At 47.4% G+C, this 13,591-nt stretch carries 9 protein-coding genes; 5 read left to right on the plus strand and 4 right to left on the minus strand.

The window, feature by feature from the left end; genetic code table 11:
- Nucleotides 1-250: 250 nt before the first annotated feature.
- Both B9N89_RS27380 and B9N89_RS27385 read left to right on the plus strand, forming a co-directional pair.
- Nucleotides 251-1,456 (plus strand): saccharopine dehydrogenase family protein, encoded by a 1,206-nt coding sequence (locus B9N89_RS27380; RefSeq protein ID WP_132325061.1) that lies wholly within the window; start codon nucleotides 251-253, stop codon nucleotides 1,454-1,456.
- Nucleotides 1,457-1,480: 24 nt separating this feature from the next.
- A complete protein-coding gene (locus B9N89_RS27385) occupies nucleotides 1,481-1,783 on the plus strand; it encodes a 2Fe-2S iron-sulfur cluster-binding protein (protein WP_132325059.1) in 303 nt (100 codons plus the stop codon).
- Here the strand turns inward: B9N89_RS27385 and B9N89_RS27390 are convergent.
- The gene (locus tag B9N89_RS27390) at nucleotides 1,780-5,169 is read right to left on the minus strand and encodes a UvrD-helicase domain-containing protein (protein ID WP_132325056.1); all 3,390 of its coding nucleotides are present in this window, start codon (nucleotides 5,167-5,169) and stop codon (nucleotides 1,780-1,782) included. The two genes, B9N89_RS27385 and B9N89_RS27390, sit on opposite strands and share 4 nt — an antisense overlap.
- Nucleotides 5,166-8,033: a PD-(D/E)XK nuclease family protein gene (locus B9N89_RS27395; RefSeq protein ID WP_132325053.1), complete on the minus strand. Its 2,868-nt coding sequence runs from the start codon at nucleotides 8,031-8,033 to the stop codon at nucleotides 5,166-5,168. The genes B9N89_RS27390 and B9N89_RS27395 overlap by 4 nt, the downstream gene beginning before the upstream one ends.
- 581 nt (nucleotides 8,034-8,614) lie before the next feature.
- Here B9N89_RS27395 and B9N89_RS27400 point away from each other — a divergent pair.
- Together B9N89_RS27400 and B9N89_RS27405 are read left to right on the plus strand one after the other, a co-directional pair.
- Nucleotides 8,615-10,069 carry a GGDEF domain-containing protein gene (locus tag B9N89_RS27400; RefSeq protein WP_132325050.1) on the plus strand — a complete coding sequence of 485 codons (1,455 nt, stop codon included), beginning with the start codon at nucleotides 8,615-8,617 and terminating at the stop codon, nucleotides 10,067-10,069.
- Between the two features lie 102 nt (nucleotides 10,070-10,171).
- A complete protein-coding gene (locus B9N89_RS27405) occupies nucleotides 10,172-10,765 on the plus strand; it encodes a hypothetical protein (RefSeq protein WP_132325047.1) in 594 nt (197 codons plus the stop codon).
- 27 nt (nucleotides 10,766-10,792) lie between these two features.
- Here B9N89_RS27405 and B9N89_RS27410 read toward each other — a convergent pair whose 3' ends face one another.
- Together B9N89_RS27410 and B9N89_RS27415 are read right to left on the minus strand one after the other, a co-directional pair.
- Nucleotides 10,793-12,331 (minus strand): M20/M25/M40 family metallo-hydrolase, encoded by a 1,539-nt coding sequence (locus B9N89_RS27410; protein WP_234996184.1) that lies wholly within the window; start codon nucleotides 12,329-12,331, stop codon nucleotides 10,793-10,795.
- A 50-nt stretch (nucleotides 12,332-12,381) separates the two neighbouring features.
- Nucleotides 12,382-12,570, minus strand: coding sequence for a hypothetical protein (locus tag B9N89_RS27415; RefSeq protein WP_132325041.1), 189 nt, complete (start codon nucleotides 12,568-12,570; stop codon nucleotides 12,382-12,384).
- A gap of 304 nt (nucleotides 12,571-12,874) precedes the next feature.
- Here B9N89_RS27415 and B9N89_RS27420 point away from each other — a divergent pair, with 304 nt between their 5' ends.
- Nucleotides 12,875-13,591 (plus strand): response regulator transcription factor, encoded by a 717-nt coding sequence (locus B9N89_RS27420; RefSeq protein ID WP_159455679.1) that lies wholly within the window; start codon nucleotides 12,875-12,877, stop codon nucleotides 13,589-13,591.

Here is a 13,591-nt window from a genome sequence, read left to right on the forward strand (position 1 = left end):
GCAACCTTAATCTTATCAGCGTTTGCCCATCTTCTAAGAGTATCAGGATGAACTCCGAGTTGTTTTGCTGCTTGTGTCAGTCGTACTTTCATATCCGAAAATATATGCAATTAGCATAGTCATGTCAAGAATAATCTAGAATATTTCTAGCTGCTTCTAGCCCCGGATCTGAAAACACCTTCCTAACTGTTTCTAGCAATGATAGCCTTCATTTCCTAGACGGTAAACGAATTGGAAAGGTGTTTCTAAAATGAAGACTTTTGATCTTGTTTTGTACGGTGCGACGGGCTTTACGGGGAAGCAGGCGGCTCAATACCTTAGAAATAGGGCTCCTCGGGACCTAAAGTGGGCCATCGCGGGACGTAATCAAGACAAGCTCAAGGCATTGGCGAAGGAGCTTGGTCTGCCGGAGTCTTCGATTATTGTTGCTGATAGTCAAGATCGGACTGCCATCGAAGCTATGGTAGGGCAGGGGCGTGTGATTGCCAGCACGGTGGGACCATTCGCAAAATATGGAGCCATTCTAATTGAAGCATGCTGTCGCAGCGGAACGCACTACCTTGATATCACAGGTGAGACCCCCTTCATTAAAGATATGATCAAGCAGTGGGAGCCCGAGGCGCAGCGTACTGGTGCCAAGCTCATTCCTTTTAGTGGCTTTGACTCGGTTCCTTCTGATATCGGTGTCTACTACGCTGTTTTAGAGATGAAAGCGCTAGGGGTTGGTGTAAAAAGAATCGATTCCTACTATAAAATGAAGGGCGGCTTTAATGGGGGAACGATCGCGTCAGCGCTTCATATGGCTGAAACAGGGCAAAACCGAAAGCTCCTTGATCCTCTATTGTTGACCCCTCAGAAACTAAAAAGCGATGAAGAGAAACGAGAAAGCTACCAAACTACTAAGCCAGTTTATGTTGAAGCTTTGGGGGGATGGTCGCCTCCATTTTTTATGGCTCCAATCAATACCGCAGTCGTAAGGCGCAGCTACGCTCTCTTTCGCCAGGCTGGGTTCGTCTATGGCAAGCAGTTCCGTTATGCTGAGCGCCTTGCACCCATGGGATCGAAGTGGAAGGCCCAACTGGTGACCGGGGGCTCAGTGGCGTTTGCGGTGACTATTAGTTCTGGACTGGGCCGCAAACTAGTTGAGAAAGTCGCCCCTGATCCAGGTGAGGGGCCATCGCAAAATGCCATAGAATCGGGCTTTTTCTCAAACACAATGATCTGCACTGGCGACAACGGTAAGCAGTACAAGGCAATGCTAAGCGCTCAGGGAGACCCTGGAAATCGGGTTACGATAACTATCCTTTGCGAGTCTGCGATAACTTTAGCTACCCAAGAAGCTAAGTTGGAACAAAAAAAGGCAGCTGGATTTCTGACTCCAGCTTTTGCTCTTGGCAAGCACCTGATGAATCGTCTAGAAGAATCAGGCTTTGTGTTCAGCTTCAAGCAAGTCTGAAGCGTCTAAGGTTGAAGGGCATTTATGGCCGAACAAGTAACTATTGATATCAAGAAAAAAGGCGAGACTCGTGGCTTTCAAATCCGGCGTGGTCTCGGGATGATAGCGCTTAAAAAACACAGCGATTGGCTGGAGTTTGATTGTCAAAAAGGTGATTGTGGGATTTGTATCTTTCATATTCGACAAGGTGCAGAGAACTTGAGTCGGCCAACTGACGTTGAAGCAGATTTTCTGAAGGCGATGCATGCTGAAGCGTCGGAGCGCCTCGCATGCCAGTGTCGTGTCTTTGGTCCTATCCAGATCGAGTTGGATGACTATGACCCCTAAGACTCGGATTTATCCTTAGGTGTAAGAGAAAATCCCAAAGTCTCCTTCGTCTGCAAGCGCTGGCTCTGATATTCCTGATGGGTATAGACCAATTGATTGGAACTTATATAGCAAACGGCCCCATTGACCTTGGCTCCCGGGTATAGTGCCTTTATAGCTTTTACATAGGCTAGGATTTGCTGGTCGTAGGCTTTTCTCAGGGAATATTCAAAAAGATCATCGCCTTTTTGGGGTTCGGATGTCTTATAGTCGATCACGCTAAATTCTTTGTTGCCTTCACGAACAAGCAAGTCGATGGTCCCACGGATCAGCTTATCACCATCTAGGTAAACAATATCTCTTTCTGGCCACACCTCCTCAATTTGAGTCAACGATTGCCAGAGTGGTGATTTAAGAAACTGATGGATCTCCTCAAAAACCATTTGTCCGACCTGCTGGAAGCGTTCTTTAGGGCCATGGCTATAGAGGTCAGACCATTGCTCTTCATCGGGGATAGCTTGCTTGCGGACTACGTTTTCAAGGGCTTCGTGAATAAACGTTCCAGCCTCGGTCGCAAAGGGGCTAAATCGATGATTGGTTTCCGAGCTAGCGTCATCTGGTTTGGTTAAAAGTCTGTTGGGAGCTAGGGTTTTGATTTCTAACTGTACAGCTGGTTTTTGCTGTGGAATGTGCCAGGGTCGATGGCTATCTATGTCTCTTTCTGCCTGGCTTGTTTCGATCATAGTTTTCTTTCCTGACCAAGAAATCTCTTTATAAAAAAAACTGACGTCACCAAGGGCTTGTTGCTCAGCGTCAAGCGTCTCAAGGCTTTTTTCTAAGTGCTGCAAGAAGCCATGCTCCTTCCTAGAGTCTGCTCGCCGGCTTCCGGTAAGAAGAAGGTGGTGCTTTGCTCTAGTGAGGGCAACGTAGAGCAAGCGCAGGTTTTCGTCGCGATCATCGTTCAGGACGCGATCGTAAATCTGTTTGAAGGGAGCGAAGTCTACGGGCCGATCGTTCTGCGTTCCAACATAGCTTAGGCCAGTTTGCGCTCCACTGCTATTCTTTACCCAATAGGGATCTCGTTTTTCCCAGGCCTCGCCCAGACCAATGACGACAACCAAGGGAAACTCTAAGCCTTTGCTCTTGTGAATGGTCATCAGATTGATGGCCCGGTCTGAGGGTGAAGACGCGCCGATGCTATCCTCTTTGGCTTTTTCTTCCAGGAATTGCAGCAACTGTTGGAGTGATGTGCAGTTTTGGTTTTCTTGCTCGATGACCATGTCGAGAAGCTTTTGTAAGTTGGCCTCACCGTAAAGCCCCTCGGTGCCGCCAAAGCTTGTCTTGTAGAGACTCACAGGATTCAGGTCATGATAGATCTGAATGAAGAGTTCGCTTGGGCTGACGTGAGTGGCTCGATTCATCAATTCTAGAAGAGTTTTGGCAAACTGTGAGCCACGCTGCTCTAGGTCGAATAGTATTGAGCAAACGGTCTCCTGGGGGGTCTGGGCGCCTTTCTGGGCAACGATAGCTTCGAGTATGGGCTTCTCCGCTTGATCACAAAGTGGAGATTTGATCACAGCCATAAATGAAAGAAGGTCACTCTGGAAGCAAAGAAATTTAACTAAATGGATCAAGTCTCGAACCTCTTGGCGATCAAAAAATCCCCGACTTTCTTCCCGCCGTGACTCTAAGCCTTGGTCGCGAAGAGCTTTCTCTAAATGGGGCACATGAGTGCTTGCCCGGTAGAGAATGGCACAGTCCTGGGGTTCTAAAGGTCGCATGCCACCAGTGGCCTTGTCGAAAACTAAGGTTTCTTGATTGCTTAGCTGGTCTTTGAGGTATTGAGCCACAAAAGAGACTTCTTGTTCGATAGCATTTACATCTTCAAAAAGTGGGCTAACAGCGATTGTCCCGTAGTTGGGTATAGCTATTTGATTCGGGCTGAAAGCTGCTGTTTGATGAACTGGAAAATCGTTCCAAAATGGAGGGAATACCTGATTAACGAGATCAAGAACCAGCTGACTGGTTCGATAAGAGTGATTCAAAGGAATCTCTTTGACCCCTCGCTCACCTAGTTCCTCAGCGGCAGTTAGAAGGATACTAGCGTCAGCTTCCCGAAAGCCATAGATAGACTGCTTCTCATCGCCCACAATAAATACCGTTGAAGGCGTGCCGCTCTTCTGTTCCAATCCTTCTCCGGATAGCATTTCGTTGGCTAAGTTGCGAAAGATCGACCATTGCAATCGGCTGGTATCTTGAAACTCATCGAGCATCATATGTTTGATCTGCTGATGGATCAGAAATCTAGCCCCTTGAGCATCCGGATTGGCGAAAAGGTTATAGCAGCCTTTGGCGGTATCCTCGAACTCCATGAGCCCTTGCTGATGCTTCACCTGATCGCGATAGATACTATAGCCCTTGAAGAGACGACACAAAATCGAGCCAATATCATTTAATGATGCAATTCGTTGACCATCGCGAAAGGCTGCGAAAGCTTCTTCCACCTCAGAAATTTCATGGGCTAAGGCCTCGCGCTTCTTGCCGCGAATGGTGGCTCCAGATACCTTAAAGTCTTTGGTTAGAAGCCGCAAACTTTGCAAGCTCTCGACGCTCCGCTCAGTCAAGGCTGTTAGAAAAAGATCCCGCTTGGCAGCTGATGTTTGCTCAATGATGTTTTTAAGCGGGATCACCATGGCAGCGATCAGCTCTGGCCATGTCTGTGGCAAGGTCTCGTAGCCTTTGGGGCTAGGGATCGGCTTGAATGCTTGGCCATGGGCGACTTCAGATAGCCAGAAGTACGTTTGGTGCCTCTGGATTCCCTGAACTCTCGCCTCCAATTCAAGGGGTGTTAATGCCATCTTTTTTTGTGGTTGAGAGTCAAATAGGTCAAAGCAGATCTTCTCCCACGCCAAGCGATCGATTCTTTGGCTCTGAGTCTCTGTGGCCATATCTAGATTTGGAGGTAGAGCCTGCTTGCGATCGCCACGGCTTTCTACAGGAAATTTACGGACCCACTCCAAGAACGTAGAGTCTATGGTGTTGACGCGAAGGCCCTGGGTGCAGCTCAATATTGTTCGGGCAGTCTGTGACGCCGATAACGGCTGACTCATTGAGCGCTTTGTGTTGATCTGCTCCTGCCTGTAAAACTCAGCCATTGACTGATCAAATGATTCCGCCAGGGCCTGATCTTGCAAGAGCTGAGCGCAGATTTGAAGAATCCGCTCACGCATCTCTGCGGCAGCCTTCTTGGTGAAGGTGATCGTTAAAATAGATAGCGGATGGGCCCCTGAGGCGACAAGAAAAAGAAAGCGTCGGCTGAGCTGATAAGTCTTGCCGCAGCCCGCTGAGGCTTTTACAACACAGCTAATATAAGGATTCTGCGGGTTGGGTCGTGTTTCTTCGGTCATTGCTGCTCTCCGCTTACAAACTCATTCAAGTCGGCTTGGTCTTCAAGTTGAACCCGATAGCGGGGATCATCCTTTCGGCAGATATCTTGGTATTCGCACATTCCACAACAGCTAGGGTCTGCATAGAACCTCTCCTGGTCTAGGACTTGCTTCTCTCGCCAGGTCCAAGTCCGAACCGTTGCATCAAGAATTTGGGGCAACGACGGGCTGCGCTGGTTCGCGAGGCCCCGTTCTTGGGCCTTGTCGCGGCACTCGTCACCAACTCCATGGGTGCTCCACTCGCCCTTGATAATATTCCAATAGCCGACAATCATCTGCTTGATATCTAAGTCCCTATGGTAGCCTTGGACGACAAGTGCGTAGAAGGCTAACTGTGGGGAAATCCCTAGCTGGGTTTCACGTCGGGTTGGATTCCCTTTGCGTTTATAGTCTGTGAGCATTGTGAGGCCATAGGAGAAGTCGATACTGTCGATACTACCCTGGCAGTCACGGACAAGGTTTCGAATCTTGAGAGTTTGTCTACGGCGGCTCATGGTACCCAGAGAAGCCTCTTTCATACCACGAGAAAGTGTCACCAGCGTTTCACCAAAAAAACGATCGATATGGTCTACGAACGCTGGCCAGGAATGTTGAATCAAGTGAAAGTAGACCGGCTTGGATTGGATGCCAGCAGGGCCGATCATGATGGTCAGGCGTTCCAGCCGTGAAAGTGCGATGGACCGGAAATCGTCACGAGCCACACCATGCCAGGAAAATAGTTCAGCTTCATCATAGGTACCCCTAAAAAAGACCTCTAAAACCTTATGGAGCCATTCTCCTTCCGCTCTAGGATCGTCCCGACGGAAAAAGTCTAGGGGTTGGATCTGCGCCTTACTAAGCAAAAAGCGATAAGGGCATCGAATCAGTTTTTCCAAAGAGCTGGCAGACATTTTAGTCCATAACGAATCCGGCTCCACAGCAACTAGGCCCTCGTGATAAGGGGTTAGTACTGACTCTGGTGTTGGTTTGCCGATGGTTTGCCAAAAGTCTTCCGGTTGAAACGGTAGTTTGTGAAGCGCAAGGCGATTCTCTGCTTGGAGACGTTCGATAAATCGAGATCGAACCGTAGGCTGCCCTGCGACATACTTGCTTCTGAGAAGATATAGCTTCGGTATTCTCGCCTTGAGCAGATGAAAAGTTTGATCTTCCATCGCTTCGAGACTATCCCAGCCGGGAAGCCCCATCTCTTTTTTAAGGGTATTATCAAGTAGCTCATCTTTGGGCAAGCCCTTGGGGAAAGTACCTTCATTACAGCCTAATATGATCACCGCTGAGAATGGGTAGTAGCGTGATTCGGCAAGATTGATGACCTGAACTCCTTGAAGGGGTTCTCCAGTGACTCGGACTTCAGCAGCAAGCAAAAAGCGGTCGATGAAATCAAAAAAATCCCGGCGGTTGAGAAGCTCGCTACGCAGGCTCCCAATGTCTTCCAAAGCCCTTTCAAAACTTGAAACAGCATCTAGTAGAGACGGCTTGTCAAGCTTTGTCAGCTTCTCCCCAAAACAACGATTAAACCACCTAAATAGGGTTGTCACCCAGTGATCAAGTGGATGATCACCGCTGGCAAAATCACGGCTAAGCTCTTGGAGGCTTACAAGCAGCTCTTCTGATTCTCCGTCACCCCGTAAAAAATGCTCAAGGGTGGGGGCATTGGATCGGGCTAGGTTCCAAGTCAGGGCTTCCATACTGATTTCGTGCTGTTCCAGCAACCACGAGGTGGTATACGGGTCGCGCATCCAGTCGAGCCAATTTTCTAGGCTAGGGTCCTCGACACAGTGCATCATCCGCTGTAGCCACCGGCCCAACTCTGTGTTGCTCAAGCGACTTGTCATAGCAAGGTTTGCACCAGCGAAGCTAGCTTCCTGCAACCTAGAAAATAACGGCCCGTAGATTCCCTCGTTGGTTAATAAAACTCCAATTTGAGACGATTCGTGGCCTTGAGCCACGAGATCGCTAATCAGCTGAACGACGGTGGCGAGTTCTGCAAAAGGAGTGTCCACTTCAAGAAGTTCAGCCTGTTCTTGCGGGTAGCTTATACCATCTGCTTGGCAGGTCTTGTGATCATCAAGGAAGTTTTCAACATGCTGGCAAAGCAAGTCAAGTGGCGAGCTGCGATGATAAATATCTGGTTTCTTGCTCAGCCAAATCTCGGTGTTTGCTTGCTGGCAGACTACCTTTAGAGCAGGTAACCATGAGGGAGCGACGCTTGTATAGGCAACCAGATAAATTTTTTCGTATTGGCTCAACTGCTGATGAATGGCCCCTTGACAGCAGCTAGCCATGGCCACTCGTTTTCCTTGGCAAAGCCGGCCTTGAGCTTCAAGGTAGGACTCGACTTTTAATAGGACATCTTCGATTTCATCCAGACGATAGATTAAACTGTCGATATAGTTTGGGTCCCGGTAGATATCCTGACGAATGAAGTTTCGGCCTTTTTCAAAGCCATCGTCTCGGCAATCGTTATCGTAAAGCTCTCCCAGAATGAGACGAAGCTCTCTTTCATGGCCAGGTTGCAGGTACTTATAAGTCTCTCGGTGTAAGGTCCGCTGAATGATAAATTCCAAACTCGTCTCAGAGACTACAGATCCGTGGGTTGTCGGACGGGCCTGCTGAATGATAGCCTCCAGGCTACTTATCTTTGGGGGAATAAAGGCGGCCCAGTGACGAGCGAGTCTGGCAATCAAGTGCGTTCCCAATCGTTGCGTCGGCAAAAGGATCAGGGTACGGCTCAGATCCTTGCTTGAACTTTTGCTCAGTACGTCTGCAAGGCTTGATACCAGACAGACTTCTGGCTTATGCAAGACCAATTTGGCTTGGGATGGCATGAATCTATCCTTAGGCTTGATGAGGCGTGTCTGAAATAACCAGGCCGCTCAGTATACGCGATTTCGCAGTCACACCCAAGCTATCACGATATTTCTTGCAGCGAGAGAGACAAAAATTTTTAGAGAGGGTGGTAGGGACACAAAAAAAGATGTTTGTCACCTTCGCTGAGTTTAACTGTAGAAAAATTTTCTTAACCACAGGGGGTTCTGGAACAGTTGCTGGCTAGGCATTCTAGGGGCTAGTTATGCCAAATATAGAACCCTAACGCGCTATTCTCAATAAAAAATTCCTTGGCTCCGGCAGTGATATGCTTTATACATAAGAGCAAATATTAAAATTAAATACGACTCTTAGCGTGGGGCACAGGCGGAGCGGTAAACAAAAGTTTACTGTTGAGGGACTAGGCGAGCAGAGGGCAAAAAGACAGGCCTCCCCGTTATGCGGGGAGGGCCTCCCCTTCAAAAAGACTGATGAATGATCGTCTTTTTGTCGCATGTTCTAGGTGGCTAGTTTTGCGTGCGGTCAAGTTAGGGCTTGAGTAAACCGATGATACGGCGAATAGCATTTCAACGGGGAACTCATGAAGGCCTTAGGCAACAAGATTGTTCAGATCTATGTGTTTGCAGCATTGTTGCCGTTGATCGTCTATCTGATTCCAACGCTAGCGAGCAAGCTCTTTGTCAGTAAAGGGATCATGAGCTTTCTTTCCGATATTCCCTACATTGGCTTTCTAGCAGTGGGCTTTCTTGGCTATCGTTTGAATCAGACGCGCATCCTGTTTAGCTCTGGTTTTCTTTTTATAAGCTATCTAATTTTGCAGCATATCCATACCGGAGAACTCGAACTTGACGGTTTGAACAATCATAGTTTGATTAAGATGCTTGCCATCGGAACGCCGGTTGCTATCTTGGTTATGTTTCTCCAGAAAGAAACTAGACTCAAGGACTGGCGAAGCCTAGGGCGCTTTGCTTTGGCCATGGGACCTTTTTTTCTATTTGCCATACTATATCGTTGGCTTCCAGAAACTTTTGAAAGCACGGTAAACTTTAGTATCATCCAAGTTCCTTGGTTAAGCATTCCTCAGTTTGCCTTGCTATCTTATTTGGCCCTTCTATCAGGCTTGTATTGGATCTCTGATCAAAAGATCGGTCTCTATGTGATTGCCATGATGATTGCGATGTTTCCTTGTTTAACAGCCTATCAGATTAGTCTGATGGAGGGTGTAGAGCAGCGTAATATGATTGCTAACACAATTTTTGCCTTCAGTGTCGTTTGTGGCATCTTGGTCGATGCGATGTTTCGCATGTACTGGCAGCGTGTCTATCTCGATGAGCTTACCGGGATTCCAAATCGGCGCGCACTCGACGAATATCTTTATACGCTCGATGGTGAATACTCCATAGCGATGGTCGATATCGACTATTTTAAGAAGTTCAACGATGCCTATGGTCACGATGAAGGTGACAATGTCCTTCGCTTGGTTGCTAAAACTCTTTACCACGAAGCCAAGATGAGAATCTATCGCTATGGTGGCGAAGAATTTTGTGCCGTGTTCGAAGGAGTTGATAGCGAAGACAGCTACATGTTTGCCAATAAGATGAGACGGCTGGTACATAACAAGAAGTTCTATATTCGCTCTGAAGAAGATGAACCAGTGAAGCGCAATCTTTTGAGTCTTCATCTGAGCCAAAAAAAGCCTCGCTACAGTGCTATGAAGGCAGATGATAATCCTGAAGAAAAGGAAGAGGCCAAGAAAGCTGCTGCCAAAAAAGCTGCGAAGAAGAAAGCTAGTAAGAGCAATGGCCTCAAAGTTTATGAAGAAACCACCGATGATGGCGGAGTGGAGCAGTTTCTAAGAATCTCGGTATCTATCGGTTTAGCTAGCCCTACTCCAGATTATTCCAATCCATTTGAAGTGATTAAGCTTGCGGATCAAGCACTCTATAAAGCCAAAGAACAGGGTCGAAATTGTGTGGTCATTGCGAATAAACCCAACCCGGTTGCCTCTAGCCGAGATCAAGACTCGGCCTCCTAACCTCATTAAGATTCTATGCACTGTAGAATTAGACTAAAAAAAATCTCTGATTGTCCGACAGAGGACCTAGAAACAGCCTGAGACAAGTTAAAGGAGTCTATCATGATCTCTCGCTTACTTCTGGTAATAGCATTCGCTTGGTCGTCCTCAAGCTTTGCTCAAGAAGGATTCATGCTTGATTTCAATGCCTTCTACTTCCAGAAAAAAGAGGAACGAAGCAATACAGCCGGTACCGAAACTATCGACTACGAAACAGAGTACTTGTTCTTAGGGCTAGGTATCTGTTATCGCACTGGGCCTTGGTGTTTTGGGGGGAAGTATCTGCGGGGAGAAATAGGCAATATCAACAATAATGGGATACTAGATGGGAATATCGAGCTAGAGGGTTTTGGTGCAAGCCTTGGCTATGTTGCGGATGGCTTTGTTGGTCAGGCCACATATTTGTTTGAGGCCGAAAAACGCTTTGGAGACAGCGGCATTGGTGGTAACACCAATACGGAGTATCCTGCAAAAGAAGCTCTTATGGTCGATTTGGGCTATGGCTTTAATATTGGTAGCACATTTTTTGGGCCAAATCTCAAATGGTTCCAATTTAAGTATGATAAGCGGACCGTCAACGGACAGTCGGAGAGCTTAGCAAGGACAGAAAAAGATGAGTACCTCTTGCCGATGTTCTCCATTTGGACCTTTTTCTAATGCCTAACTATTTAGTCGGCTTCATGGTTATGGATCGCTAAGAACAATATCACGCTTTTGCAGTAAATCATCACCCTGATCGTATGCCCATACTCGCCATTTCTGGCCCGCAGCGAGATCGAGTGCCTGCTCACCATAGAAGATTCTTCGCGTGCCACGATCAAGGAATTGCTCTAGCAGGAGTCGTTCTTGGCTGCAATCTGATTGAGTCGCTTCATCAATTTGGCAAAGTTCAACGGTTGCTACGTCCGTCGAGGTGCCAGCTGCAAGGTAGATGCCGCTGCTGATCGCTAATGCGATATCGCTCCCTGCACTTGAAAAGAGACTTTCTTTTTCGCTGGCATACTCGCTTGATGCTGCATTCACCCCGGCGTAGTGGTGTAAGAAAAGGAGGGCAAGCTTTGAAATTTGAAGGTTAAGGGCGTAGTTGTTGAACTGAGATGATGTGTCTAGACTCGAATGGATGTATGGGTTGTATCCTGGGATTGACTCAAAGCCAAAAAGAGCTGGAACACCACGATCAGACCACGATTTATGGTCTGAGGTTCCTCGGCTGAGCACGGCAAAGGAGTATGCTCCATCGAGATAGTTTTTGATGAGATTAACTGCACTGCGACGCAGGTCTCGGGAGGTGTCGGTTTCAACAAGAAAGATGGTTGGATCTTCACCATTGGGGCCATACATAGTCATATCGATTTGCATGGCCCCGACGACAGCTTTTCCAGAACTTACGTAGTCATCAGCGATATCGCCACTCCCCCATAGGCCTACTTCTTCCGCAGCATAGGCTTGTAGCTCGATTGTCCTTGCAAAGCTAAGGTTAAGGCTATTGATAACCTGAATCATCTCTACCAGTATTGCTACTCCGCTAGCGTCGTCGTCAGCCCCAGGAGCGTCGCTATTATTTAAATTGTTGATGCTATCCAGGTGAGCACCGATCACTATAGTTTCCTCAGGGAGACTGGTTCCTGTGAGCCTGGCGATAACACTGTTTTGGCTCGTGATGTCATGTTCGTATGCTTCGATGGTAAATAGGCTGTTGGTATTGGCGGCGGTCATCAGGGACGATACTGTTTCACTGGCCACAGTGCCAGTAGTATGAAACCGTGTGCCTAGGTTCACTAGGGTTTCGATATGACTTAAAATCCGATCTTGATCGATACTTTCAAGGCTGCTTAGAGGTGCGTCTAAAGTAGCTAGGGAACTGTAAACCGGTGCGATCTCGTTGTCAGCCTGAGTTAGTTGGCGGTTCAGGGGAAATGTTTCGATAAGCCCACACTGTCCCCCTAATTGATGGATGGCGGGCGCTAAGCTCGAAATCAATCTAAGGTCGGAAGAGCTAATGGCAGCGATATCGAAATAGAAGTCATAAGTCCTGCGAGCGAGAATACGTTCCGAAGGTACCAAGTCGAGAAGATTGCTATGACTCGGGAACTTGATAACAGAGATCAATTGATCCTGCTGTCTTAGAGTTTGTTGGCTGACAAAGAGCTGAGTCTGTGCGTCCTTCCATATCAGGCGGCCATTGGCTTGTGTCTCGAAACTAAAGGATGGATCCATTCCCATAGCTGGTAGCGCGACTATGAAGATTATCAATAGATAACTTGGGCATCTCATCAGGGCAGGTCCGAAATAGTAAAACTAGAATCTGGCCAATCGTCTTGGCCATTCCAGTCATCAGGGATGTAAGTACTATCACCTATAGGATCTGTTGAGTCTGATTTTTGTCCGCACTGCCATTGAGCAAGCAATATGCAAGTGCTGATCACAACTAAGCCGCTGAACGGAATCTTTCTTTGGGTCATGAGTAGCCTCTTGGTATTTTCAAAAGAATAACCTTTCCAGGGGAAAAGGTCTAGGTGCCCCACGGGCGTTTTAAAATAGATTTTCCATGACAATCAATGGCTTGAGGCTTTGCCAATAAGTGGGAATCATAGCGCTTTGGATTTTCACAACGGCCTTATGGTGCTCAGTTAAGTTAAATAATAACAGTATCTTAACCTTGATTCTCGGCTCTTGCTGCCCAGCCTCATTAAAATTCTAGATTTTAGGTAAATTTTGAAGGGATCTCTCCGAATGAGGATTCATGACTTTGAGGAGAGCGATACAATGTCTGCCAAGCCACTTATCTGGATCATCGACGACCAGCCAGAGTTCCTTAACAATCTAGAGCTTGCCTTTAAGATTTTTTATGAGGTCAAGTCGTTTGTAACCAGCGAAGCTCTCCTAGCAGAGATCAGTAAGCCTGATGTCCAGTATCCACAGCTTCTCGTAAGTGATCTGGTCTTAGAGAATGATACGCTTCTCATTCACCTCCTCGAACGGGAGGATATGCAGAATTTTCTTAAAAGAAGCCAGATACTGGTTCTATCTGGGAATCCCAGTCAGGAGGTGATTACACGCTTACTGGAGCTTGGAGTGATCGACTTCATTAGTAAACCAGCAAATATCGATGAACTGATCGTGAAGATTAATCGAGCGATTGCCAAGCCTAAGCAAGATAATGGGTTGGTCTCCTATCACAGTGAGATATCCACTGACCCTACCAACCGCATTGTTCATTGTGAGGGGCGGTCAGCCGAGGAGCTAACGGGTCGAGAGTTTCAAGTGCTCACTGCAATCTTAAGAGCAGGAGAAGACGGTCTCGGCAAGAAAGATTTGATCAAAGAGGTTTGGTCGGGCAAGGCCATCGATCCCAGTGCCCTATCGGTTCACCTCACATCCCTTCGTAAAAAGATCAAAGAAATCGGAGTGAATGTCACCTATAACCGTTCTACTGACACCTACTCGATCGCGATCGCAGATTCCATGAAACAGGTTTCGTAG

It is taken from the genome of Pseudobacteriovorax antillogorgiicola (assembly GCF_900177345.1).
GTDB classification, from domain to species: Bacteria; Bdellovibrionota_B; Oligoflexia; order Oligoflexales; family Oligoflexaceae; genus Pseudobacteriovorax; species Pseudobacteriovorax antillogorgiicola.